Genomic DNA, 24,421 nt, shown 5'->3' with positions numbered 1-24,421 from the left:
CATGACCGAGGCCGTAGTAGCCGGGGCCACCCATCCCGACATCGACGGGGTGGAGGTGGTTCAGGTAGCCGCGCTGGAAGCCACCGCCGATGATGTGATGGCCGCCGACGGCTACCTGCTGGGCACACCGGAGAACTTCGGCTACATGAGCGGCGCGCTCAAGCACTTCTTCGACACCGTGTATTACGACTGCTTGGACCACACCCGAGGGCGGCCCTACGGGCTGTTCGTGAGGGCCGGCAACGACGGCACCGGCGCGGTGCGGGCAGTGGAGCCTCTGGTGACCGGGCTGGGGTGGAAGGCGGTGGCTCCGCCGGTGGTGGCCACCGGCGAGCTGACCGATGCCCATCTGGAGGCCTGCCGCGAACTGGGCATGACCCTGGCCGCCGGCTTGGATCTGGGCATCTACTGAGTCCACGTCCCAATAGCCGCGACCATCCTTCCCTGCATGAGGGTCAGCCTGGAGCGGTTCGTAAGATCGGGCCATGAGCAGTTTGTTCGACTTGACGGGGAAAGTGGCGGTGGTTACCGGGGGGACCAAGGGCATCGGCCGGTCCATTGCCAAGGGCTATGCCATGGCCGGCGCCGAGGTGGTGATCACCGGACGGCGCCAGGAGGGCTGCGACGAGGCCGCCGCTGAGCTGAATGATGAGTTGGGCGGCCAATCGGTGCGAGGCATTGCTTGCCACATGGGGGAGTGGGACCAGATCGACGCCCTGGTCGATCGGGTGTATGGCGACTTCGGCCGCATCGACGTCCTGGTGAACAACGCCGGCATCAACCCCGCGCCGGTCACCGTGTCCGACTGCACCGAGGCCTACTTCGACAAGGTGTACGCGGTAAACGTGAAGGGGCCGATCCGTTTGGCCGGGCTCGTGGCCCCCCGCATGGGCGAGGCTGGTGGAGGATCGATCATCAACGTGACCACCATGGGGGCCTACGGCGGCGGTCCCGGGGTGGGGATCTACACCTCCAGCAAGGCGGCGCTGCACAACCTCACTAGGGCCATGGCCGGAGAGTGGGCTGGGCTCAATGTGCGGGTCAACTCCCTGGTGCCGGGGCCCTTCATGTCGGAGATGATGAAGGGATCGATGCGGTTCGACCCAGAGTTTCCGGAGAGATCAGGCAAGGCCACCATGATGAAGCGGGTGGCCGACTGCGACGAGATCATCGGCCTGGCCCTGTACCTGGCCTCCGACGCCTCGTCATACGCCACCGGCCACGACTTCAAAATCGCCGGCGGCATGTAACCCGCAGCCCTTCAGACTCCGTTGGACAAACGAGCGATCTGAGCCTCTTGCGAATTGGACTGGGGTCCAGCCGCCGGACGAGCGGCTCGCACCGCGGCCACCGCATGGTCGAGGTCCATCCCCCGGGACGTCAGCACGGAGATGCACACAATCCCGGCCCGTCCATATCCGGCCCCACAGTGGACCACCACCCCCGTGCCCTGGTCGAGGTGCTGGTTGATGTCGTCTACCAGATCCCGAATAGTGTCGTCGCCAGTGACCCCTTGATCGACAATCGGCACATGTATGGCCTGGTAGGGGGTGGGGTCGGCCAACCAAGCGGGATAGTCGGGATAGCGCATGGAAATCTCCGCGTCGGTGAGCAGACACACCATCACCTCGGCCCCCACATCCTCCAGCGCCGCCGCCGGATCAGGCCCGGTCACGGCGAATGCGGTGGCGTGGAGATGCCCGGCCGCTTCGGGGACCGGAATCCTGTGAATCCCCCCCGCCATCTGATATCGCGCCGTCCCCACCTGCACTGCATCACCCTACTGACCGTCATTCGGGGTACCAGTGGTGGAAGCCAGCGGGGCGGGTAGGGGATGCTGGGGGGATGGATGACTTCTCCGGGAAGGTGGCTCTGGTGATGGGGGCGGCGTGTCCACCGGAGATCGGGCGGGCGGTGGCGGTGCGGCTGGCCCGGGCTGGGGCCGATGTGGCATGTGCTGACCGGGTGGAGATTGGCCACCCGGATACCGCCTGCGCGTCCCCGGAGGCTCTGGACGCCACGGTGGAGGCGGTGCGGACCGAGGGGCAGGCGGCGTTGCGACTGGAGGCCGACGTGGCCGACGCCGATCAGGTGAACGAGGCGGTGGGGCGGTGCATTGCCGAATTCGGGAGGCTCGACCTGGTGGTCAACGTGGCCGGCGGGCTTGGGCCCGACATGGGGTGGGCACCGCTGCTGGAGCTGTCCGAGGCGTCGTGGAGGCGCTCGACGGACGTGAACCTCACCGGAGCGTTCCTGGTGGCCCAGGCCGCCGCCCGCCAGATGGTCGAACAGGGTGAAGGCGGGTCGATTGTGCTGCTTTCTTCATATGCCACGGTGGCCGCGGCCGTCGGCACCTCGGCATTCGCTGCAGCCAAAGCCGGGGTCGACCGGCTGGTAGCTGCGCTGGCCATGGAACTGGCCCCCCACCGGATCAGGGTCAACGGAGTTCGCCCGCTAGGAGTCGATCCCGACGCCACCGACAGCGGCCATCCCTATCTGGAGCAAACCGTGGCGCAGTCTGGAGGTGATCGCAGCCAATGGGTGCGGTCCAAGATCGCCCTCGAACGCTTGCAACACCCCGACGAAACCGCCGCGGTCATCGCCTTCCTGCTCTCCGACGAGGCCTCGTTCGTCACCGGCGAATGCATCACCGTCGCCGGCGGCTCCCGCTGGTAGTCAGTCGTCGAGCAGCTCGGCGGTCTCTAGGAGGGGGGCGTCGGCAAGAGCGACCTGAACGTTCACCTGGACGGCGCAGGCGGGGCAGTAGAGGCGGCGGATCTCGAAGCGGTTGGCGCCGGGGCGGGATGAGGGCCAAGGGGTGCGCTCGTCAACAGGGGAGCGGGCGATGGCTAGCAGACTGACTAGGGGCTCGGTGGTGGGACCGTGGTCGTGGGCGCAGCGACGGCATAGGTAATGGCCGTCGGTCAAGACCACGGTTGAGCTGAGCCGTCGACCTAGGGGAGGCTCTTCTTGCGGCGGAGCCGGGTCGCGGCCGATGCGCTCTTGGCGGCGGGCTGCTCGCAGGGTTTCGGTGGCCGCCTCATCGCCGATTACCACGCCGTAGTCACGGGTGGCACCGGCTTTGGTGACCAGGCCTTCGGCCACGTCGTGCTCTACCGCAACGGGGTCGCGATCCAAGGGATCGCCCACTCCGCCCCCGCCGCCGCAGAGGTTGGTGTAAACATCACCGGGGGCCAGTTCGCCTACTTGTTTGGGGGGTGGCACTTCTATTGTGCTGTCGGACCGCTCGTACACCCCGGTGTGCTGCATGCCGGGTTCGCCGCCGAGCACGCCCGCGGCGGTGGGGGGCTGCTGGCCGTGGGCGAACACCGTCGAAGTCGCCGGCCCGGTAGCCCGGTGCAACTGGTAGGCGTTCTCCACGCCTACTCCGCCTCGCCATTGGCCGGGGCCGCCAGAGTCGGGGCGCTCTTTGCGGTAGCGGTAGAGCACGGGGTAGTGCTGTTCGTTGGTCTCGATGTTGGTACACAGGCCGGCGGGGGAGGTGAGATAGCCGCCGGTGTCGGGGCCGTCTCCGCCCCACCGGGCTCCGGACCCGCCAGGCAGCCCGTCGAGGAGCATGGCCGAGAATTCCCGCCCGTCGTCGAACGATCCTGAGATGGTCTGGGTAAACGACCCTGACACGCACGACGCCAGGATCTGACCGCGCACGTCGGGGTCGTCGGTGGCATCGAACATTCGGCTCAAGCAGACGTTTACCGCGGTGCGCACTTCTTGGCCGGCGGCGGTCACCCCCATGGACATACCTGCCGGCCAAAGGCAGTCCACGATGGTGCCTGGAGTGGTGTCAACTTCCATGACTCGCCAGAACGCCGCGGGTGTCCAGGGTAGGCCGTAGCCCAGCACGGTCATCACTGCGGCCATGGCGTAGCTGGAGGTGATGGCTCGGCTGGTGTTGATCAGCGCCGGGGCCTGGGGGCTGGCGTCGGTGAAGTCCAGGTGCAAGGAGTTGCCCCGCTTGGTCATGGTCAAACCGATCTCGTACACCCGGTCGTCGATGCCGTCGTGTTCCACCAGTCCACGATGGCGCCACCGCCCATCCGGCAGAGAGGCCAACCGGGATCGCACTGCGGCCTCGGTGCGGTCGATGAGTCCGTCGAGCACGGCCACAACAGTGTCGGTGCCGTAGCGATCGCATAGCCCGCTGATCCGACCATCCACCACCCGGTTGGCTTCGATCTGGCCCAGCAGGTCGAGCCGGTTCAACTCCGGAGTGCGGGACCGGCCCAGGTACTCCTGCTCCACATCGGCGAGCAGTTCCCCGGCCTCCACGATTCGGGTGGGGGCCATGGGCACGGCCTCCTCGTAGATAGATGTGGCCCCTACGGTGATCGACCCCGGTACTGGTCCGCCCACGTCGTTTTGGTGGACACACGAGCCGCACCAGGCGATCAGCCGGTCGCCCCGGAACACGGGGGCCATGACCATGACGTCGGGCTGGTGGGGCGCGCCCACGTAGGTGTCGTTGGTGATGAACATGTCGCCGGGCCCGATGCCGGGATCGTCGCCGAATTGATCGATGACGTGTCTCACCACCTGACCCAGTGCTGCCGCGTGAACCAACACATACGGTCCGGCCAGGGCCACCTCACCGGTTGCGGTCAAGATGCCGGAATTGAAGTCGTTGCCCTCGGTGGCAATAGGCGACCCCGACACCGCCACGATGGCGTCCACCGCCTCGTCGTTGATGGCCCACAGCCGGTTGCGCAGCACCTCGAACAACGCGGCGTCCAGCGGGGGAGCGGGACTTGAGCTCATGACGGTGGTCCGGGGAACAGGCGGGTATGGCCCTCAGCGGTGATCTCGGCCCGATCACCAGGGCGTAGCACGATGGCGGTGGATGGATAGTCGATGAGCGCTGGGCCATCCAAGCGAGTGCCCGGCGCCAAGCGAAGGCCGTCGTACACCGGACAGGAGATGAGGTGACCGCCAAACCAGGCGTCGCGGTGTCCGACCGACGGCGGCTCTGCCCCAGAGGTGTGCAGCGGCCCAATTCCCGCTTCTCCTCCAGCTACGCCCAAAGCGGAGAACACCGATGCGGTTGCGGGTACCACGACCTCGGCCACACCCACTTCGGCGGCGTACCGGGTGGCGTACTGGGGGGCAGCGCCGCCATAGGCCAGCATGGTGAAGCCGGAGGGGTCGTGGCCACGCTGGACAGTCACTCGCCGGATCAAGTCGGCCATCTGGGAGCAGGCCACCCCAACCACTGCATCGGCCGCGTCGGGCACCGACAACCCCAACGGTGCGGCCACTTCCTGTTCCAAGGCGAAGGCGGCCGCCTCTCGGTCCAATTCCAGAACCTCACCTAGTCCACCGAGGTAGCCCAGGGTCACTGCGGCGTCGGTCAGGGTGGGAGCGGTCCCGCCCCGGCGGTAGCACGCCGGTCCAGGCTGGGCGCCGGCTGACTGGGGTCCGACTCGCAGACTGTCCAGCACCGGATCTATCCAAGCCAGCGACCCGCCACCGGTGCCGATCGACACCACCTCCACCACAGGATGAGCAAGGGCCCAGCGTCCGATCATGGGGCGCGTCGCCATGGTGGGTTCGCCGCCGGTGATCAGGCCGACATCGAAGCTGGTTCCGCCCACGTCGGTGGCGATGGCCTCGCTTCGGCCCAGTTGCTGGACCAGTTCGGCTGACGCCAACAGCCCCGCAACCGGCCCCGATCCCAGGGTCTCCACTGATCGGAGTGCGCCGCCGGCAGCACAGGTGCTACCACTGGACTGCATGACGCGCAGGTGCCCGGCGAATCCCCGCTCGGCCATGGCTTCGACTAGGGCCCGAATCTCTTCGGCCACCAGCGGGGCGGTGCTGGCGTCGAGCACCGTGGTCATGGTCCGCTCGTATTCGCCGATCCTGGGTACTGCCGACGACAACGACACGTGGGCAGACGGGTGGATTTCGGCGATCAGCTCGGCGATGCGGACTTCGTGGCGGGGGTCGGCCACCGACCACAGCAGGCTGACGGCGTAGCTGGTCACCCCGTCGTCCCGCAGCGCCTTGATGGCGGCAACCGCGGCGGCCTCGTCTAGCGGGCGAACCATGTCGCCATGGGCGTCGATCCGCTCGGGCACGCCCACGATGCGCCGACGGCTCAACAGCAGCGGGGGTTTGGCCCAGCAGACGGCCTCGGTGGCCTCAGCGGGGGACAAGCCGGCCACCTTGGCTGCCCGGGCCACCGGCAAAGTGGCTTCGAATCCCTCGGTGGTGATCAGGCCGATGGGTGCTCCCGTGCCGGTCAGGAGGGCGTTGAGTCCAACGGTGGTGGCGTAGCCGATGGAATCGGCCCGTTTGAGCACTTCGGCAAGCGGCTGGCCTAGATCACTGGCGGCCGCCTCAACTGCGGCCAGTGCACCTGCGGTCAGATCGCCAGGGTTTGACAGCGCCTTGCCCAGGCCGATCCGGGTTTCTCCCGGGCCGGAGTCCACCACCACAGCGTCGGTGAACGTCCCCCCGGTGTCGATGCCGATGCGCACAACTCCGAGGGCCGGAGCGGTCAGGCTGGCCGCAACCTCAGCGGTTGACGCCCTTGTTCCGGGTGGTGAACCCGGCCAAGTCGCGGTCTTTGCCTTGGTGGCGGCCCTTATCAAATGATTGAACCGAGATGTCGTGGTCGGCGGCGGAAGCCCGCAGTGCTCCCACGGTGCAGTCGGCCCTTTCCCGGTGGGCGAACGGGTCGTACTGGTACCAGGCCATGGCGTTGAGGTGGGTGATCTTGTCCACCTCATCGTCGGGCACACCGGTCAGCGTCTCGTCCAGCAGCTCGGGGGCGTTGGGCCAGGTGGAGTCGCTGTGGGGGTAGTCCATCTCCCAGCAGATGTTGTCGATGCCGATCTCGTGGCGCAGCGCCACCCCAACCGGATCGTTGATGAAACAGGTCAGGAAATTCCGCCGGAACACCTCGCTGGGCAGCAGGTTGTCGAAGTCCTGCCCGGTCCACAGGTGGTGCATGTCGTAGGTGCGGTCGGCCCGGTCCATGAAGTAGGGGATCCAGCCGGTGCCGCCCTCCGACAGGGCGATCTTCAGGTCGGGGAAGCGGCGGGGGATGGGCGACCACAGCAGGTCGGCGGCCGCCTGGCTGATGTTCATGGGCTGGAGCTGGATCATCACGTCCATCGGGGCGTCGGGGGCGGTGATCACCATCTCTCCCGACGAGCCCAGATGGATGGAGCACACCGAGCCGGTGTCGCTGAACGCCTGCCACAGCGGGTCCCAGTAGTCGCTGTGGAAGCTGGGCTCGCCCAGCTTGGCCGGGTTCTCGGTGAAGGTCATGGAGTGGCAGCCCAGTTCAGCCACCCGGCGTACCTCGGCGGCGCATTCCTCCGCGCTCCAGATCATGGGCAGGGCCATGGGGATGAACCGGCCCGGATAGGCCCCGGCCCACTCGTGGATGTGCCAGTCGTTGTAGGCCCTGATTAGGTCGGCGGCGAACTCCTTGTCGGGGTGGTTGGCGAACAGCCGGCCGGCGAATCCGGGGAACGACGGGAAGCACATCGAGCCCAGTACCCCGGCGGCGTCCATGTCCTTGACCCGGTCGTGGACGTTGTAACAGCCGGGGCGCATCTCATCGAAGGCGGTGGGCTCGATGCCGTATTCCTCCTTGGGCCGCCCGGCCACCGCGTTCAGCCCCACGTTGGGGATGATGGCGCCGTTGAACGACCACACGTCGTCGCCCGACTCGGTGTGGATCACCTTGGGGGCCTCATCCCTCCATTTGTCCGGAAGATGGTTGTCGAACATATCGGGGGGCTCGCACAAATGGTCGTCCACGCTGACCATGATCATTTCGTTGAGGTTCACAGCGTCCTCCGTCGGTTTACGTCGCTCGCCAGTGTGACTCCAACGATACTTGGCGCAGTAATATTCGCCAGCCGAGCTATCCCCCAGAAGCCCCAGGAGGCCCCAAATGTCGAACCCCATGAGCTACGAAGGCCGCAACGTCGTGGTCACTGGCGCCTACTCCGGCGTGGGTGCCGCGCTGGTCGAACTACTGGACGATCTCGGAGCGGCGTCGATCACCGCGTTGGACATCAAAGAGCCCCAAGGTCCGATAACCCGCTACATCCCCACCAACATGGGCGACCCAGTGGCCGTCGACGAGGCCGCCGCGGCCATCAACGCTCCGGTACATGTGCTGTTCAACAACGCCGGTATCGCAGCCACCTTCTCGCCCGAGGACGTGATGAAGGTCAACACCCTGGGGCTGATGCGGCTCACCGACGCCCTGCTGCCCAAGATCCCCGCGGGGGGCGCAGTGGTCAACACCGCCTCGATCGCCGGCATGAACTGGCCGGCCCACCAGGGCGAGATCACCGAGCTGTTGTCCATCGACGACTGGGACAAGGCGGTGGCCTGGGTGGAGGAGCACCCCGAGGTGGTGGCCGACGGCTACATGTTCTCCAAGGAGTGCGTGCAGATCTTCACCATGCAGGCCGCCAAGGGAATGCTGTCCAACGGCGTTCGCATCGCCAGCGCCTGCCCGGCCCCCATCGACACCCCGCTCTTGCCCGATTTCAAGAAGACCATGGGCGAGGAGATGATCGACTGGACGGCCGCCCAATCCGGGGGCCGCTATGTGACCGCCGCCGAGGTGGCCAACCTGCTGGCCTATCTGGGGTCGGACGCGGCGTCATTCGTGTCGGGTGTGAACGTCAACATCGACAACTCCTTCCAGGGCTCGATGATCACCGGCCAGGTGGACTTCGGCGAGTTGGCCGGCTAGCTCTCGCCCTTAGGCCGTGGTGGCTAGGCGTTTCTGAAGATCGGCGGTGAGCGAGGCCACCTTGTCGGCGGTCTCGGCCAGCACATCGGCATCCAGCGCGTTGGCCAGTTCAGGCGCGCCGGCCTGGCTAAGCATGGGGGCCAGCCCACCGGTGCGGATCTTGTCTATCGCCCATTCGGCAATGGGGCCGTGGGCGGTCTCGTCGAAGGGGATGATGTGGTTCCGCCCACCGCCCAAGTGGTTGTAGTGGTAGTGGGGGGCGTCTTCGAACAAGTCGAAGCGCAGATACTCCCACTCGCCGTCGGCGTCGAAAACATGCAAAGACACGCCCCGGTCCTCAATGCCCAGAGGTGCGGTGCGCCGCAGTTCCTCGATGTAGGCCTCGTCGGCCTGGTAATACTCCATGAGCGCCTCGGGGTTGAGGTCGCGGTACTCCACCCCGACTTTGATCGCTCCAGCGTCGAAGTAAGTGGTATAGGCGTCGTCGGGCCGCATGGGCGGCATCTCATAGACATGGCCGATCTCCATGACGGCCAGCGTAGCCTGCCGGGTTGGTTCTGCCTCTAGGTGCAAGGTGCCCGCTCACTACCATCGATTTCCCATGGCCCAGCGTCGAGTCGACTTGGAGGAGTTCTTCCACCCTGACGGGGTGGCGGTAATCGGCGGGGTCGACCGCGCCCAGACTGAGGATGCGCTGCGGGCCGCAATGGACTCTCGGTGGGGGCAGGGAAACTGGCATCTGGTCAATCCCAAGGGCGGGTCGATCGGATCGGTTCCCATCCATGAGACGGTGGCCGACGTGCCCGGGCCGGTGGCGCTGGCGGTGCTCTCGACCCCGCCAGCGGCATGCGCCCAAATCGTGGACGAGTGTGGGGCCGTGGGGGTTCGGTACGCCCTGGTGTTCTCGTCGGGATTCAGCGAGGTCGGCCCCGAGGGGGCCAAGCTGGAGGCCGAACTGGGGGAGGCGGGCCTTCGCAACGGCATCCGCATCTTCGGCCCCAACACCAACACCAATGCCTTCGAGCCGGTTCCCGAAGTGCCAGGGCTGCGGGGCGGGAAGATCGGGGTTGTCACCCAGTCGGGCCACAACGGCCGGCCCATCGTTCAGGGGGTTCACTTCGGCATTGGGTTTAGCCGCCAAGTGCCTTGCGGGAACGAAGTGGATCTAGAAGTAAGCGATTTCATCGAGTACTTCGCCTACGACGATGACACCGCAGTGATCGCCGGCTACATCGAGGGTTTCCGCTCGGCTGACAAGCTGCGCACCGCGCTGGAGGCGGCCAACGCCCAGCACAAGCCGGTGGTGCTGTTGAAGATCGGGGCCACTGATGCCGGATCGCGCATGGCGTCGTCGCACACCGGCCACCTCACCGGGTCGGACGCGGTGATCGACGGCCTTTTCGAGCAGTACGGGGTGGTGCGGGTGCGCGACCTGGACGAGTTGCTGGAAACGGCCGCCCTGTTCGCCAAGCTGGGGCCCGATGTTGGCGAAGGCGCCGGGCTTTATTCCATTTCTGGGGGCTCGAGCACCCTCATGGCCGAAGCCGCGGAGCTGGCCGGTGTGTCCGCCCCTGAGTTGGCTGAGGAAACCCAGAAGAAGCTGCACCGCCACATTCCTCGCTACCTGGCTGTGTCCAACCCCGTCGACAACGGGGGCACGTTCATCATCACCCAGCCGGCCGAGATCCGCCGACAGGTGATTAGAGACATCGACGACGATCCGGTGGTGGGCTACACGGTGATTGGCATCACTGGGGCGGTTCCGTCGATGTCCGACCCGCTGGGCGACGACATCGTGGCGTTGGCCGATGAGGTGGACAAGCCCATCATCGCCACTTGGAACTCCTTCAAGGTCGATGAGGTGGGTTTTGACCGGCTGGTGGAATCGGGGATTCCGCTGTTTCGTTCCTTCCGGGGATGCTTCGCCGCGTTGTCCGCCTATCACCGCTACCAGCGCCATCGGTCCACGTTCCGGGTGCGACCACCGTTGCTCGCTGCCGTGCCAAAGGCCGCGGAGGCCGCCCTGGGTGCTCCGGTGTCCGACACCGGAGCGGTGCTGCGCGCGTTCGGGTTGCCATTGGTGGCCAGCGATGTGGCCGCTTCGCCCGACGATGCCCTCCGGGCCGCGGAGCGCATCAGCCTGCCGGTGGCAGTGAAGATCTGCTCTGCCGATTTCCCCCACAAGTCCGATGCCGGATTGGTCGTGCTGGGAGTGGACACCCTCGACGGAGTGGAACAGGCCGCCCAGCTGATACTGGACCGGGCTCGGGCCTCCGCCCCCGGCGCCGCCATCGACGGAGTGGAGATTCAGCAGATGGTGTCCGGTGGCACCGAGATGATTGTGGGCGTGACCCGCGATCCCACGCTCGGTCCCGCCGTCATGGTGGGCACCGGCGGCGTTTTCGCCGAGGTGCTAGCCGACACCTCTGTCCGCCCACTGCCATTGGACAAGGCCGACGCCTACGAGATGATCCAGTCTCTTAAGGGCTTCCCCCTGCTGGACGGTGCCCGCGGCCGCCCGCCCGCCGATGTGGACGCTCTCGTCGATGTCATCATGGCCACCGCAACCCTGGCGGCAGCCTTGGATGATCGTCTGGCTGAGCTCGACCTCAACCCTGTGGTTGTGCTCGACCGCGGCCAGGGAGCCGTTGTTGTCGACCACCTCATGGTCCTGGCCGTCGGCAATCCGGTCGACGGCTAATTGAGCTCTGCAAGCAGCCGGCGCAAGGCCGCGGCGTCCAGGTTGCCGAGGCCGGCATTCACTGCGGCCTCATAGAGGGGAATAGCGGCGTCGAGCAGAGGAGCGGGGGAGTCGAGGCTCCGGGCGTGGTCGGCGATGATGCTCGCATCTTTCAAAATGATGGCGAGGCGGGCAGACGGTGGCTCATAGGTGTCCGCCGCCATCATCGGGCCCCGGATCTCGAACATGGCCGACGAGCCGACACCAGCCGCGATCACCTCTTGGACGACGTCGGGGTCGAGACCGCACGCGCTGCCAAGCTGGTGGGCCTCTGCCGCGGCCAGGGTGTGCACCGCTACCAACAGATTGGCCACGAACTTCATCCGGGAGCCGTTGCCGAAGGGGCCGAGATAGAAGGTCTGCTTGCCGATCAGGTCGAAGATCGGGGCCACCTGTTCATGAGCGGCCCGCTCTCCGCTGGAGTACACCACAAGGGTCGCATCGGCGGCCTGAAGACCAGTTCCGCTGACCGGAGCATCGAGGAGGTCGACGCCGCTCGAAGCCAACAGAGCGCAGGCGGCTTCCTTGTCGGCCAGCGGTAGCGTTCCCATCTCTACCGCAACCGACCCGGGCGAGGCGCCGTCGGCCAACTCGGCGGCGACTTGGGCCAGGGCCTCAGATGACGGGAGGGAAAGCAATGTAATCGGGGCCCGGCGAGCGACGTCAGCTACCGACTTGGCAACCGAACCGGCGAATTCGGCGCGTCGAACGGGATCGATGTCGAATCCGACCACTTCATGGCCTGCCGCGATGATGTGGCGCGACATGGCCGAGCCCATGACACCGAGACCGATGACCCCGACGGTTGCCCTCTCCACCACTGCGCTCAGTCCTTGGCGATGGCCACTCGGCCGGCGTCACCGTCGAGCATGCCCAAACGAGGGCCGGCCTTGACGATGTGGGCGATGGGGCAGTTGATGACCGCGGGAACCGTCAAGGAGCGGGCGACTTCGAACAGGTGGGCGGTGGGTGCCCCTCCAACGGTCACAATCCCGGCGGCATCCCACAGAAGGGGAGAGAAGTTTTGAAGCGGATACTGGGTGACGATGATGTCACGGGGTTGCACATGCCCAGTCTGCTTTGAGCTGTCGAGCCACACCATTCGGCCCGCACCTACCCCGCCAACGCTGGGTTCGCCTTCGTGGACCTCTCCCTGAAGGGCCAACACCCCCGCCAGAACCGGTTCCCAGCGGCCGATGCCCCGTCGAGGGGGTGCGGCGTCAGTGGCCACGAGGTACTCGACCATGCCCAACAGCTTCTGGGCCAGGGCCAGGTCGACCGGCTGCAGCTCTCGCAGTGCGTCGATTGACTCGTTGGGACGGTCGCTCTTCATCCGCCTCAGCACGAGCCCGGCCTGGGCCAACGCTTCTTGCTCGGGCTTCCCCCACGCTTGAGCGGTCAGCGTCGCCGCAATTCGGCGGGCCTCGTTCAGTACCGCATCCCGGTCGCCCGTCGGGGTATACGCCGAGGCCTCCAGACCAGGAGGAGCAGCCGACAGCCAACCGAGCACCAGCTCGTCGCCGATTGCGCCGGGGTAGCGCTGGGCCAGTCGCACAAAGTCCAGCGCAAACGGGTGGGCCAGCGCCGCGGGCACCACCATCGCCTCCTCGGGTTCGTGCCCGGCCGAACGCTGAACCTGCAACAAGATGGGATCTCCGGCAACGATGGCCCACTCAATGAGGTTGAAGCCCAGCTCCCGTTCCACCCGAAGCGCCATATCGGCGATGGTCAGCGTCTGATCTTCGCCCACCAAGTCGGCGCACTCTGTTCCCCGGAGAACGCCGTCTTCGACCACGGCGCGCACCCCGGGGACCCATCCCGCCATCAAGTCCCGCGGCGAACCCTTTACTGCGTTGACGGTCACCGCGCCGGCGGAATCAACGATGGCGGCCCCGCCGAAGTCAGGTTGCACCTCAGACTGAACCAGCACCCCCATCGGCGCGCTCCCCGGCGCCAACTCGGCGGCTTCGAATCGTTCCAGCACTTCGATGGAAAAGCTGGTGGCCCACACGCTCTTGGCCGCCTGTCCGATCTCGTCAGACAGGACTTCGGGAACCGAGGTGAACGCCCCCGACCACTGGCCGCTGCCCTCCAGGACACTCGAGGAGCGAACGATGAAGGGGGGCTCGAGCGCGGCGGCCAGCGGCTTGATCTCGTCGACCAGTGAATCGGGCAGCGGGTAGCCGATGATGGCCATCCTCGCTCCGCCGGTGCCCCGCTCCTCAAGCAAGTTGACCGCTCGGTCGAGGGCCTCTTCGGAGCACGCCGGGGGGATGACGAACCCATCGAGCACCGGGAACCCTGCCGCCCGGGCGCGGGCCAGACCAGCGCCCTTGGCGCCGCTGATAGCAACCTCAACAGCAGATGGATCGTCGAGACCGCGGACTTGAAGGCGGTCTGCGGTCATCCGGCGCGGATGATCTCGTGACTCTTGTAGGTGGACAGCATCTCGATGCCGGTGTCGGTGACTGTCAGCATCTCTTCGAGCCGCACTCCGAATTCATGAAGCTTGCCGTGTTGGGTTTCGAGGGCGAACACCATTCCCGGTTGGATCTCCTGGGGGTGGTCCAGCGACCAGATCCTCGAGATCACCGGTTGGTCGTACTGGGCCAAGCCGAGACCGTGGCCCCAGAGGTTGGCGGCAGCCTCATCCTCCTCCTCGTAACCCCAAATCTCCTTGGCCGACGGCCACACAGCGGCGATGTCGGCCGTAGTCACGCCCGGCCGGACCATGTCGATCGAATCCCACAACCACTTGGAGGCTAGGTCGTAGTACTGCTGATGCTCATCGGTGGGCTCCCCGCCCACGCAGTAGGTCCGGTAGACACACGACTTGAAGCCGTTCCACGTCAGCGCGGCGAGGTCGATGATCACAATGTCGCCGGGCCGGATGATCCGGTCGCCGTGGTTTCGCCAATTGGGCCAAGCGTTCGGCCCCGAAGAAACGATGACGTCTTCTACATTTTCCATCCCGGGGAAGTTGTAGAGGTATTCCATGGTGAATGCGGTGACCTCGTTCTCGGTGATTCCGGGCTTCAGCCACTGGGTCAGCTCGTAGTGAGTCACGTCACAGATGGAGCCAACCATCTGCATCGCCTTTTGCTCATTCGGGCTCTTGATGGACCGGGCTTCCATCATGGGAGTCATACCGTCAACCCAGTTGAGGCCTCGCTCTTCAAAGGCGCGGATCATATTGAGATCCATGAAGTCAACGCCCAGGGGCTGATCGGTGACGCCGGCGTCTTCCAGGTCGTTCACCAGTGCATTGGTGAACTTCGCGACCTGTGCTGTGGATGCCGGCCCGGCCGCGCCTTTTATCCAGGCGTAGGAGTAGCGGACGTTCTCCTTGGGGATCCACGGTGAGTGCTCGCGGATGTGATAGCCGATGTCGCCCTGCTCGTAGAGAATCGGCTCCTTGCCCTCGGTGAGCACGGCATAGCGCAAGCCCGGCTTGAGCTGGTTCCAGCCGGGAGTCATCGTGGAGGTGACATAGCGGATGTTCTCGTCGTACATCAGCAGCATCGCCCCGAGGCCGTGGCGGCGCATTGCCTCCCGAGCCCTTCGCAAACGCCATTCGCGGACTTCTTGCCAGTTGATGCCTTCGCGCCAGTCGGTAGCGAGAACGCCGAATGCTTCCTTCATGTTGGCTCCATTCATTCCACTTCCATCAGCACCTTCAGCGTTGATGATTCTTGGGTTGCGGCGAGGGCTCCGTCGACGTCTTCAAGGCTGAATCGCGCCGAGACAAGGGGAGCTCCATTGACTACTCCATCGGCAACCAAGGCGATTGCCTGCTCGTAGTCCGCCATCGTGGCTCCCCGCGGGTTTCGCAACGTCAGCTCCTTGTAATAGAGCTGATAGTAGGGCAAGCCATTCCCGACACCGGTCGTGGTGCCAAAGAACACGACGGTGGCGGCCGACCCGGCCAGTTCTATGGCCTGGGAAAAGGTCTGTACCGTTCCCACCGCCTCGAAGACAACGTCGGACCCGCGGCCGTTGGTGAGTTCAGCCACCACCGCGGCTGCCTGGTCAGGGGCGGCGGTGGCTGTCACCCCCAGCTGAAGCGCGAGCTCGCGCTTCCACTCCGACCGAGTCACGCCGACGACTTGCGCGCCCTGGGCGGCCAGGATCTGGGCGATGAGTTGGCCGGAAACGCCGAGGCCAAGAACGACAGCGGTATCGCCCGGCGAAACCGGTGCCTTGGACACCGCGTGAACGCAGGTGCCCAGCACCTGGATGACGCCAGCCGCGTCCGCGGTCACGTGATCGGGAACGGCGAGCAGCTGGCGTTCGTCCATCGCGGCGTAGTCGGCGAACAACCCGTCGACTTCTCGGCCGAGCAGACCTCCGTTGGGACAGAGATTGGGGTAACCGCGGCGACACAGCTCGCAGCGTTCGCAGAACAACCCGGGATTGATGAGGACCCGCTGGCCTATTGAGAAAGCCCCAGTGGAGCCGGCCACTTCGATGGTGCCGATTCCCTCATGCCCCATCACTCGAGGCATCTCGACCGGGACCTTTCCGGCCACAATGCTCAGATCGGTGCCGCACAGCCCCAGAGTCTCCATCCTGATGACGGCCGACCCTTCAGAATCTGGCGGGGACTTGTCTACGACCTCGACCACCCCGGGTGCGGTGAGTTGCGCGGCGCGCATTTGATGAGACTAGTTGTGAAGTGGCCCCTCGTAGTCGCCTGCGATGGAACTATTGTTGGTGGTAGGCCCGCCAAACGAAGGTGTCACCATCTCTCATGCCGCGACTCACCAAGCTCGACCACGGTTCAATATGCGTTGGCGACATCGACGAGGCGGTTGCCTTTTATGGCGATGTGCTGGGCTTGGCCCAGATTCCGCGACCTGATTTTGGCTTTCCGGGCGCCTGGTTCGACGCCAGCGGCACCCCTGTGCACCTGACAACTAACGGCACTTTGAGGGGTGCCGAGGCTCCGATCAGGGCGAATGAGAGCCACCTGGCCTTTCAAGTAGACGACGTCGAGGCCATGATTCAGCATCTTGATGGGCACGGCGTGACCGTTTGGGAGCTCCCTGATTCACCGGCTGCCCTCCGCCAGGTTTTCTTCAACGATCCCTGGGGCAACATGATCGAAATGATCGTCTACTGACGGCCCAGGTCTCGCCGGCTCAGTACATCACCAGTCCACCGGTGACATTGACGTCGGCACCAGTGATCCCCGCGGACTCATCCGAGGCCAAGAAAGCAACAGTTTGGGCCACGTCGGCCGCGGTTACTAGCCGCTTCAGCGGTGTCATGTTCTCGGCGTCGGATCTGACATCGTTCACGGGACGGTCTTGCTGGGCTGCCTGTTGCTCGAAGACCCATTCGATTCGCTCGCCCTCCACGAAGCCAGGTGAGACGAGGTTGACTCGAATCTGGTGCGGTCCGGTCTCCACCGCCAGGGTGCGAGTGAGACCGATGAGTGCCGCTTTGCTGGCGGCATAAGCAGTGCGGTTCAGCAGCGGGCGTTTGCCGGTGATCGAGCCGATGTTGATGATCGAACCCGACCGGCGCTCGATCATCGACGGCAGCATGGCCTGACAGCACAGGTAGACCCCGGTCACGTTTACCGCGAAGGTCTCCTCCCAGTCGGCGGGCTGCACCTCCCACAGTGGTGCCGAAGGGCCGCCGATCCCGCTGTTGTTCACCAACACGTCGATGCGGCCCCACCTAAACAGGACCCGACTGGTCAGCGAGGTCACCGCATCGGGGTCGGAAACATCGGTTTCAACCACCTGGGCTTGGCCACCGGCGGTTTCGATCATGCCGGCAACGTCTTCCAGGGCGCCGACGGAGCGGGCCGCCAAGACCACCATGCCCCCTTCTCGAGCACAGGTCAGGGCGATCTCCCGGCCGATTCCTCGGCCCGCGCCGGTGACAACGACGACCTTCCCGTCGAGCTTCATAAGGCACCTGCTTTCGGTCGGGCCGCTGACGGCATCCTGATATCGTCGTACATCGCCAGCCACGATGCATCGCGTCGGGTTTGATTGCCGAAATCGATATGACGTTCAATCTCGTAGTCCGGGGCGGCACGGTGGTGACCGCCACCGGCCGACAACGCGCTGACGTGTACGTCCAGGATGGCCGCGTGGCGGCAATCCTCGACCCGGACTCGCCCGAATCCGCCGATAAGACCCTTGACGCCGATGGCCGATTCGTGCTGCCTGGGATGGTCGACACCCATGTCCATCTGATGGAGCCGGGTGATTCGACCCGAGAGGATTTCCCGACGGGGACTCGGGCCGCCGCCCGCCAGGGCGTGACCACAATCGTGGAGCACACCCACGGCTGGCCGCTCACCAGTGCCGGGCGCTTCGAGGAGAAGTGGCACCACCTGCGGGATCGGTCGTATGTGGACTATGCGCTGGCGGCTCACGCATTTCCGGAGCATGCCGGCGAGATCCGCAGCCTCTGGGAGGCCGGCGTCACGTTCTTCAAGATCTTCACTTGCACCACCCACGGGATCCCCGCGGTCACAGCCGAGATGCTTTTGGAGATCTTCGAGGAGCTGGCCAGCCTCGACGCCGCTTGCCTGGTTCACTGCGAAGACGATGTGATGACGGCACGCAACGAGCGCCGCCTCAAGGCTGAAGGCCGCATCGACCCGGGGGTCATCCCCGAATGGCGCTCCAGGGAGGCGGAACTTGTGGCGGTGGGGTCGGCTGCTCTCTTGGCCAAGGTCACCGGGGTTCGGGCCACGGTCGCCCACGCCAGCAGCGCCGATGTGGTCGATCTGATTCAGCGGGAGCGGGCCGCCGGATCACCGATCGTGGCGGAAACGTGTCCCCAGTACCTCTACCTCCATGAATCGGAGATCCATGACCACGGCCCATTCCGCAAATTCACCCCGCCTGCCCGAATCCGCTCGGCGGAGGACGAAGACCGGATGTGGAACGCCTTCAACGACGGCTCGATCAGCCACCTCTCCACTGATCATGCCCCGTCGACCGAGGCCCAAAAGCGAGAGGGCACCATTTGGGAGTGCCATTTCGGGTTGCCTGGGCTGGACACGACCGTACCTCTCATGGTGGACGCCGCCCTGAGCGGTCGAACAACGCTGGAACGGCTGGTCGAGGCCTACGCCCAGCAGCCCGCCGAACAGTATCGACTGCGCGGCAAGGGCCGAGTGGAGGTGGGCTATGACGCCGACCTCGTCATCCTCGATCCTCACGCGACTTGGCAGATCACCAACGAGGCCGTGGTCTCAAGAGCAGGATGGACGCCCTTCGCTGGTCGCGACGTGCAGGGCCGCGTGGAATCGGTGCTGCTGCGTGGGCACCCCATCGAAGACGGGGCCCCACCCCGGGGTCGTTTCATGCCGGGTCCGGGCGGCTAGTCGCACTCCCCATCACATAGGGTTCGGATTTGTCCTTGGAGAATGCGGTTAGGGGAACCGGCAATGGCTGAGAGTTGGCCGACGATCGACGTTCACTGCCATCTGGCCACGCCATCGGCTGGTGAGCTGCTTAGTCCCCATGGTCGGCCCCAAGACGAGCCCTATATCTACTTCATGGGCCAGGATTCCCTTGACCAGAACAAGGTCATGTTTCCCCAGATCTTCGATGCCCTGACGAAGCCCGAAGCCCGGATCGAACACATGAACGAGATGGGGGTTGACATTCAGGGCCTGTCCACGTTCGTGTCCGAGTACGGGTATTGGGCGCCGCCGGAGGTGGGGGCCGAGGCTGCTCGACTCCAAAACGACAACCTGGCCCAGGCCGTGGCTGACCGGCCGTCCCGGTTCTCGGCGTTCGGCGCTACGGTGCCCCTCCAAGACATCGACCTCGCCATCGCCGAAATGGACAGGGCGGTTGACGAGCTGGGTTTCAAGGGCTTGCAGATCGGCGGCACCATCGCGGGCCGCAACCTCGACGAACCGGGCTTTCGACCGTTTTGGCGAGCGGTGGCGGCCAAGGGCATACCGGTGATCTTGCACCCCAACGGTTACGAGGAGAGTCACCGATTCGGCGAATACTTCATGACCAACTGCATCGGCAACCCCCTGGAGACCATGGTGGCTGTCAACCGCATGATCTTCTCCGGGCTGTTCGAGGAGCTTCCCGATCTCAAGTTGGTGCTGGTGCATGGGGGCGGCTACCTGCCGTTCTACGCCTCTCGTTCCGACCACACCTGGGAGGTCCGCCCCGAGACCCGGGTGAACATTCCCGACCATCCCCCCAGCCACTACATGAAGCGCCTCCTCTACGACACGATGGTCTTCCAGCCGCTCTATCTCCGCCACCTTGTCGAGGTGGTGGGCAGCGACCGGGTGATGGCCGGCACCGACTTCCCCTTCGACATGGGAGATCCCGACCCCATGGGTCTCATCGACCGCACCGAGGGACTTACCGATGCCGACCGGATCGCCATGAAAGGCGGCAACGCCGCCCGGGTGTTCGGGTTGTAGCCAACTACTCCCCAGGGCGGAAAGGATCAGAGCAAGAGCTTTTCCTCGTATTCGACTCGGGAGAGGACCCGGGGCTCGCCCTCGGTGATCAACACCATGTCCTCGATCCTCACCCCGCCACCGCCGGGAACATCGGGCACCCAAACCAGTGGTTCGACGGCAAAAACCATGTTCGGCTCGAAGGGGTACACGGTGGCGCCGGGCATGTTCTCGCCGATGTAGGGCGGCTCGTTGGCACCCATGCCGATGCCGTGGCCGATGAACAGGCTGAACAGGTGCTCGGCGAGGCCATGGTTGCCGATCGTCTCAACGATGGCATCAGCGGCGTCCTGGTTGGTGAAGCCCGGCCTCATCTTGTCGATGCCCGCCATGAGCCCCTCATAGACAGCCGTGTAGATCTCCTGCTGGCGCCGGGATGGCTTGCCGATGATTGTGGTCCGACCGATGTCGGCGAAGTAACCGTTCCACATGGCGCCGATGTCGATGAAGCAGAGGTCCATGTTCCGGGTCAGTTTGTCGGTGGCCAGCCGATGAGGCGGCGACATGTGCTCGCCGGTGGCGACGAACGGGGTGATGACGTGGGCCATCTCACCACCGAGATAGAACAGCGTCTGCATGGCATCGCCGGCGATCTCCAGCTCGCGCCGGCCAGCGCGGGTCTCGTCGAGCGCTCGTTGGGTGACCGCGTCGCCGATGGCGCAGGCCTCCTCGATGATGTCGATCTCCACGTCGGACTTGATGAGCCGAGCTCGCTGCATGAGGCGGTCGCCATCGACTAGCTCAAGATGGGGGAGATGGCTGCGGACAGCGTCGATGAACGAGATATTGGCGGCGTCGAGACCCAGCCGACCACTGTCCAGTCCTCGGTTGCGCAGGATGGGCCGGAGGATGTCCTTCACGAAGCCGTCCACCAACTCCGCCTGTTCCATGATGGGGATGGCGTGTGCTTCGCCGATCCACGGCATACCCAAACGGGCCTTGTCGATCTCACCGCCGGAGCACAGCAGCACCGGCTCGCCGTCGGGCTGGAGCAGGGCGCCGTTCAGCGCTGTGGTCTTGCCGGCGATGAGTTGGGCTCGCAGTGAGGTCAGGTAGCGGACGTTCTCGTCTTTCCAAACCAACAGGCCGTCGACTCCCGAATTGCGCAACTCCCGCTGCGCGGCCTGGACGCGCTCGATCCGCAGCCGAGCCATGTCGTATCGGGTTTCCCAGTCGACTGCGAATGGCCCTTTTGCGTAGCCCGCCATCAGTTCTCCGATCGGACACAGCCTACTGAGGCTCGCCGGAACGCCGCCTTGCCGGTTGACCAGAGTGCACGGCGAAAGCCTGCCTCTTATCCTTTGCCTCACTGCCACCGAGCCTCGCTGGGGAACCGCTGCATGACATCGTCGGGGATCAACCCGCTCCAAATCGCCATCGCCGGCGGATCCATCGGCGGCCTGACGGCCGGGATACTCCTTCACGAGCTTGGCCACGACGTACACATCTACGAACGGTCCACCAACGCTCTTGAGGGTCGAGGCGCGGGCATCGTCGTGCTGCCGATGACCGAGCGCTATTTCACCGAGAGGGGTTCTGCGCTAGGGGAGGGCCAAGCCGGCGCGGCTGATGTAGCCCTGACGCTTACCAACTGGAGCTATGTCGATGAGTCCGGCTCCATTGTCGACGAGGCGGCGACGTACAACCGCTTCACGTCCTGGAATACCTTGTACCGGGCACTGCTGGAGGTGCTGCCCGGCGATCGCTACCACCTCTCCCACTACGTCACCGGGTGTGCCCAAACGTCGCAGGGCGTCACCGTCTCGTTCGAGCACGGCGAATCGCGGGATTGCGACCTGCTCGTGGCCGCGGATGGAATCGCCTCAACGGTGCGCGCCATCGTCTCACCGCACACCACCACCGACTACGCCGGTTATGTCGCCTGGCGGGGCACCGTGCTGGAGAGTGACCTCCAAGCGGATACCGCGGCGGTCTTCGAGGACGCCATGGTGTATCAGGTGCTCAACCACGCCCACATACTGGCCTACGCCATCCCCGGCCCGGGCGACTCGATAATCCCCGGAGAGCGGGCCCTCAATTTCGTGTGGTACCGCAATGCGCCGGGACCCGAGTTCGAAGAGCTCATGGTGGACCGAAACGGCGTGCACCGCCCGGCCACCATGCCCCCCGGGTTGGCCCAAGACCGTTTTGTGACCGAAATTCGCCACGACGCAGAGCGGCTCCTTGCTCCGCAGTTGCGGGAACTCGTCTTGGTCTGCGAAGAGCCGTTTATCCAGGCCATTTTCGACATGGCCGCCGATCGATTTGTCCACGGTCGCATCGCGCTTATCGGCGATGCAGCCACGGCGCTGCGCCCTCACGTGGCGGCCGGAACAGCCAAAGCATGCGCCGACGGCTGGGCGCTGCGCGACTATCTGGGCACGGGCGACGATCTAGACGCTTCGCTGGCTGATTGGGAGCGCCAACAACTCGAACTGGCTCAAACCGTGGCTGGCAAGTCGAGGCGAATGGGTGAGCGAGCGCAGTTCGAGTCGACAATGGTTCCCGGTGATCCAGATTGGCGGTTCGGGTTGTTCGGACCGGGCAACTGATTGGGTTGCCCCCAGAGGCCAACAATTGACTCTGTTTCGCTGGTCACGAACCGATTGAGGGCTGGCGGAGTCCAACCACTGAGTTGGCCACCAGAACAGCGATGACAATCGCTCCTCCGACCAGCGCCTCGGCATTGGGCTGCTCCTCCAAGATCCACCACACCCACAAGGGGCCAATGATTGTTTCAAGAATCATGAGCAGCCCGGTTTCGGGGGCGGAGAGTCGTCGTGGGCCGTGTCCAATCAGGGCAAAGGAGATGGGAAGAACCAGGATCCCGCTGGGAAGCAGCACGGCAACGTCTTCACCCGAGATGCCGAACGGATCGGCAAAAGAGGCGGCGAAAGCAGCGGCCAACAGGCCGCCGACCCCCCAGGCCGGGACCATGCTGACGTGGCTGTTGCGGCGCATGACGGTAAGGCCGATAGCCATGGCCAGAGCGGCGCCTGCTGCGGCGAGATCGCCGCCGATGCGACCGGTGCCGATGCTGCCAAAGAAGATGTACAAGATCGCTCCCAAGCTGGCCGTTACCGCCAGCCAGACCCGTAGGGGGACCGGTTCGCCGAGGAAGATCCTGCTGAGCACCGCCGCGAACAACGGAGCGGTGGCGAAGATGACCAGCGTGTTGGCCACGCTGGTGTGGGTGATCGAGGTTGCAAACAGGGTGAGTTGCGATCCGAACAACATGGCAACGACGAGCCCCACGCCACCGAGGGAGCGAAATTGGGCCACGGCATCGCCTCGCGACCACACAGCCGTTGCCGTCAAAACGGTCAGCCCCATGAGGAAGCCGCGCCAGAACACGAGGGTCCACACGTCGGCGTCCACGAGCCGAATGAGCAGGCTGTCCGGCGAAAGGACCAGGACGCCGAGGGTGGTTAAGAGCAGTCCAATGGCGTGGGAGGAGAGCCGCGTTGGGCGGCCGGCGAGTCCTTCTACCACCTGTTGCTTGGTCTCTACTTGATTGCCTGGGGGTTGAGGGGCGAGCCCACCGCCCGGGGTATCACCAGTGGCGGGGCAACGAGTTGGAACTCATAGACCCCGTCTTCGGCACAATCGGCCGCGAGCTCATCGAGGTACCAAATCTCGCCGACGAACAGTCCCATGGCGACGATCATGACCAAATGCAGCGGCTGGAAGCTGCCTTCGATCTCATTGGGCCGCACCTCGGCGCCCCAGGTATCGGTGGCAATGGCAGCCACTTCCCGATCAGCCAGCCAGGGTGCTGACAGGAGCGACAAGCCGGGCGAGTCGCCCGCCGAGAATCCATCCCAGCCGGGCAATTCACGCCGCCGAGCCATGTCTCCGGTTCTGATCAGAACCATGTCGCCGGTGCCCACTTCGACTCCATGGTGCTCACAGGCTGCGTCCAGGTCTTCGCCAGTGATGGCATCGCCCGGTTCCAAGTGCTCAATCCCTCGCACTCGCGGGATGTCCAACAAGACGCCGCGCGAAACCACGGTCTTCTGGTTCTCGATGCCGTTTTTGTCGGCCCCGGTGCTTGACACGAGCCGGGCGTCATAGCCGTTGTACATCAACCCGTCGTGGAATATGTGGGCCAGTGCATCCCACTGGGTCCCGCCCTGCAAGAACAAGAACAGTGTGTCGTCGGCCACCCCCCAACCCATCGGCCAATCCTGGGCGCCTTCGGCGTGATCGGTGCCAGTGGCCACCATCTGATGGATCGGATTGACCCGGCCGAATGCGCCGGTTTGAGGCCCGTTTCCGTCCAGAGGCAGTTGTAGCGAGAAGACCTTTCCCTGACGAACGAGACCAGCCGACTCGACGATCTTCTCGGGGGAGATGTGGTTCATGGTCCCGAGTTCGTCGTCATCACCCCAACGGCCCCAGTTGCGGTATTCGTCGCAGTATTTGTGCAACAGCTCAACGGTGATGTCTGGCGCAGCCATACGCTCGACTCCTC

The 24,421-nt window shown here is 65.0% G+C and carries 22 protein-coding genes; 9 read left to right on the top strand and 13 right to left on the bottom strand.

What is annotated here, in order from left to right; all coding sequences use genetic code 11:
- Position 1: 1 nt before the first annotated feature.
- A complete protein-coding gene (locus ACOGJC_RS00990) occupies positions 2-412 on the top strand; it encodes a flavodoxin family protein (protein WP_419848279.1) in 411 nt (136 codons plus the stop codon).
- Positions 413-485: 73 nt separating this feature from the next.
- A complete protein-coding gene (locus tag ACOGJC_RS00985) occupies positions 486-1,250 on the top strand; it encodes an SDR family NAD(P)-dependent oxidoreductase (protein ID WP_419846646.1) in 765 nt (254 codons plus the stop codon).
- Between the two features lie 11 nt (positions 1,251-1,261).
- Here ACOGJC_RS00985 and ACOGJC_RS00980 read toward each other — a convergent pair whose 3' ends face one another.
- Positions 1,262-1,771, bottom strand: coding sequence for a protein-tyrosine phosphatase family protein (locus tag ACOGJC_RS00980; protein WP_419846645.1), 510 nt, complete (start codon positions 1,769-1,771; stop codon positions 1,262-1,264).
- A gap of 74 nt (positions 1,772-1,845) precedes the next feature.
- Here ACOGJC_RS00980 and ACOGJC_RS00975 point away from each other — a divergent pair, with 74 nt between their 5' ends.
- Entirely contained in the window at positions 1,846-2,676 is an 831-nt protein-coding gene (locus ACOGJC_RS00975; RefSeq protein ID WP_419846644.1) for an SDR family NAD(P)-dependent oxidoreductase, read from the top strand.
- Here the strand turns inward: ACOGJC_RS00975 and ACOGJC_RS00970 are convergent, their stop codons facing one another.
- The 3 genes from ACOGJC_RS00970 to ACOGJC_RS00960 are packed head-to-tail and all read right to left on the bottom strand — an operon-like array spanning position 2,677 to position 7,806.
- Positions 2,677-4,776 (bottom strand): hydantoinase B/oxoprolinase family protein, encoded by a 2,100-nt coding sequence (locus ACOGJC_RS00970; RefSeq protein WP_419846643.1) that lies wholly within the window; start codon positions 4,774-4,776, stop codon positions 2,677-2,679.
- Positions 4,773-6,497: a hydantoinase/oxoprolinase family protein gene (locus ACOGJC_RS00965; protein WP_419846642.1), complete on the bottom strand. Its 1,725-nt coding sequence runs from the start codon at positions 6,495-6,497 to the stop codon at positions 4,773-4,775. Before ACOGJC_RS00965 ends, ACOGJC_RS00970 begins: the two co-directional genes overlap by 4 nt.
- A gap of 37 nt (positions 6,498-6,534) precedes the next feature.
- Positions 6,535-7,806: an amidohydrolase family protein gene (locus tag ACOGJC_RS00960; protein WP_419848278.1), complete on the bottom strand. Its 1,272-nt coding sequence runs from the start codon at positions 7,804-7,806 to the stop codon at positions 6,535-6,537.
- 121 nt (positions 7,807-7,927) lie between these two features.
- On the opposite strand from ACOGJC_RS00960, the gene ACOGJC_RS00955 reads away from it, so the two are divergent.
- On the top strand, positions 7,928-8,743 hold the full coding sequence (locus ACOGJC_RS00955; protein ID WP_419846641.1) for a coniferyl-alcohol dehydrogenase: 816 nt from the start codon (positions 7,928-7,930) through the stop codon (positions 8,741-8,743).
- 9 nt (positions 8,744-8,752) lie between these two features.
- On the opposite strand, the gene ACOGJC_RS00950 is transcribed toward ACOGJC_RS00955, so the two are convergent.
- Positions 8,753-9,271, bottom strand: a complete 519-nt coding sequence (locus ACOGJC_RS00950; RefSeq protein ID WP_419846640.1) for a DUF7700 domain-containing protein — start codon at positions 9,269-9,271, stop codon at positions 8,753-8,755.
- Positions 9,272-9,344: 73 nt separating this feature from the next.
- Between ACOGJC_RS00950 and ACOGJC_RS00945 the strand changes: the two genes are divergently transcribed.
- The gene (locus ACOGJC_RS00945; RefSeq protein ID WP_419846639.1) at positions 9,345-11,444 is read left to right on the top strand and encodes an acetate--CoA ligase family protein; all 2,100 of its coding nucleotides are present in this window, start codon (positions 9,345-9,347) and stop codon (positions 11,442-11,444) included.
- On the opposite strand, the gene ACOGJC_RS00940 is transcribed toward ACOGJC_RS00945, so the two are convergent.
- From ACOGJC_RS00940 to ACOGJC_RS00925, 4 genes are read right to left on the bottom strand one after another with little or no spacing between them, the layout of a single operon-like run.
- Positions 11,441-12,304: an NAD(P)-dependent oxidoreductase gene (locus tag ACOGJC_RS00940; protein WP_419846638.1), complete on the bottom strand. Its 864-nt coding sequence runs from the start codon at positions 12,302-12,304 to the stop codon at positions 11,441-11,443. The two genes, ACOGJC_RS00945 and ACOGJC_RS00940, sit on opposite strands and share 4 nt — an antisense overlap.
- Before the next feature lie 5 nt (positions 12,305-12,309).
- On the bottom strand, positions 12,310-13,890 hold the full coding sequence (locus ACOGJC_RS00935; RefSeq protein WP_419846637.1) for a PEP/pyruvate-binding domain-containing protein: 1,581 nt from the start codon (positions 13,888-13,890) through the stop codon (positions 12,310-12,312).
- Positions 13,887-15,125: a M24 family metallopeptidase gene (locus tag ACOGJC_RS00930; protein ID WP_419846636.1), complete on the bottom strand. Its 1,239-nt coding sequence runs from the start codon at positions 15,123-15,125 to the stop codon at positions 13,887-13,889. Before ACOGJC_RS00930 ends, ACOGJC_RS00935 begins: the two co-directional genes overlap by 4 nt.
- An 11-nt stretch (positions 15,126-15,136) precedes the next feature.
- Positions 15,137-16,138, bottom strand: coding sequence for a zinc-dependent alcohol dehydrogenase (locus ACOGJC_RS00925; RefSeq protein ID WP_419846635.1), 1,002 nt, complete (start codon positions 16,136-16,138; stop codon positions 15,137-15,139).
- A 95-nt stretch (positions 16,139-16,233) separates the two neighbouring features.
- On the opposite strand from ACOGJC_RS00925, the gene ACOGJC_RS00920 reads away from it, so the two are divergent.
- Positions 16,234-16,605, top strand: a complete 372-nt coding sequence (locus tag ACOGJC_RS00920; RefSeq protein WP_419846634.1) for a VOC family protein — start codon at positions 16,234-16,236, stop codon at positions 16,603-16,605.
- A 19-nt stretch (positions 16,606-16,624) separates the two neighbouring features.
- On the opposite strand, the gene ACOGJC_RS00915 is transcribed toward ACOGJC_RS00920, so the two are convergent.
- Complete coding sequence (locus ACOGJC_RS00915) at positions 16,625-17,404, bottom strand: SDR family NAD(P)-dependent oxidoreductase (protein WP_419846633.1); 780 nt, start codon at positions 17,402-17,404, stop codon at positions 16,625-16,627.
- A 98-nt stretch (positions 17,405-17,502) separates the two neighbouring features.
- Between ACOGJC_RS00915 and ACOGJC_RS00910 the strand changes: the two genes are divergently transcribed.
- Both ACOGJC_RS00910 and ACOGJC_RS00905 read left to right on the top strand, forming a co-directional pair.
- A complete protein-coding gene (locus ACOGJC_RS00910; RefSeq protein WP_419846632.1) occupies positions 17,503-18,837 on the top strand; it encodes a dihydroorotase in 1,335 nt (444 codons plus the stop codon).
- A 63-nt stretch (positions 18,838-18,900) separates the two neighbouring features.
- Positions 18,901-19,908: an amidohydrolase family protein gene (locus ACOGJC_RS00905; protein ID WP_419846631.1), complete on the top strand. Its 1,008-nt coding sequence runs from the start codon at positions 18,901-18,903 to the stop codon at positions 19,906-19,908.
- 26 nt (positions 19,909-19,934) lie between these two features.
- Here ACOGJC_RS00905 and ACOGJC_RS00900 read toward each other — a convergent pair whose 3' ends face one another.
- On the bottom strand, positions 19,935-21,155 hold the full coding sequence (locus ACOGJC_RS00900; protein ID WP_419846630.1) for a M24 family metallopeptidase: 1,221 nt from the start codon (positions 21,153-21,155) through the stop codon (positions 19,935-19,937).
- 132 nt (positions 21,156-21,287) lie between these two features.
- Between ACOGJC_RS00900 and ACOGJC_RS00895 the strand changes: the two genes are divergently transcribed.
- Positions 21,288-22,499, top strand: a complete 1,212-nt coding sequence (locus ACOGJC_RS00895; RefSeq protein WP_419846629.1) for an FAD-dependent monooxygenase — start codon at positions 21,288-21,290, stop codon at positions 22,497-22,499.
- Between the two features lie 43 nt (positions 22,500-22,542).
- Here ACOGJC_RS00895 and ACOGJC_RS00890 read toward each other — a convergent pair whose 3' ends face one another.
- Positions 22,543-23,439, bottom strand: coding sequence for a DMT family transporter (locus ACOGJC_RS00890; protein ID WP_419846628.1), 897 nt, complete (start codon positions 23,437-23,439; stop codon positions 22,543-22,545).
- Between the two features lie 14 nt (positions 23,440-23,453).
- On the bottom strand, positions 23,454-24,407 hold the full coding sequence (locus ACOGJC_RS00885) for a cyclase family protein (protein ID WP_419846627.1): 954 nt from the start codon (positions 24,405-24,407) through the stop codon (positions 23,454-23,456).
- Between the last annotated feature and the right edge of the window lie 14 nt (positions 24,408-24,421).

The organism is Candidatus Poriferisocius sp. (assembly GCF_965204015.1).
Classification (GTDB): Bacteria; Actinomycetota; Acidimicrobiia; order Acidimicrobiales; family Bin134; genus Poriferisocius.
Note: the sequence above shows the minus strand (reverse complement) of the source record. Positions and strands in the feature narration are given on the sequence as shown.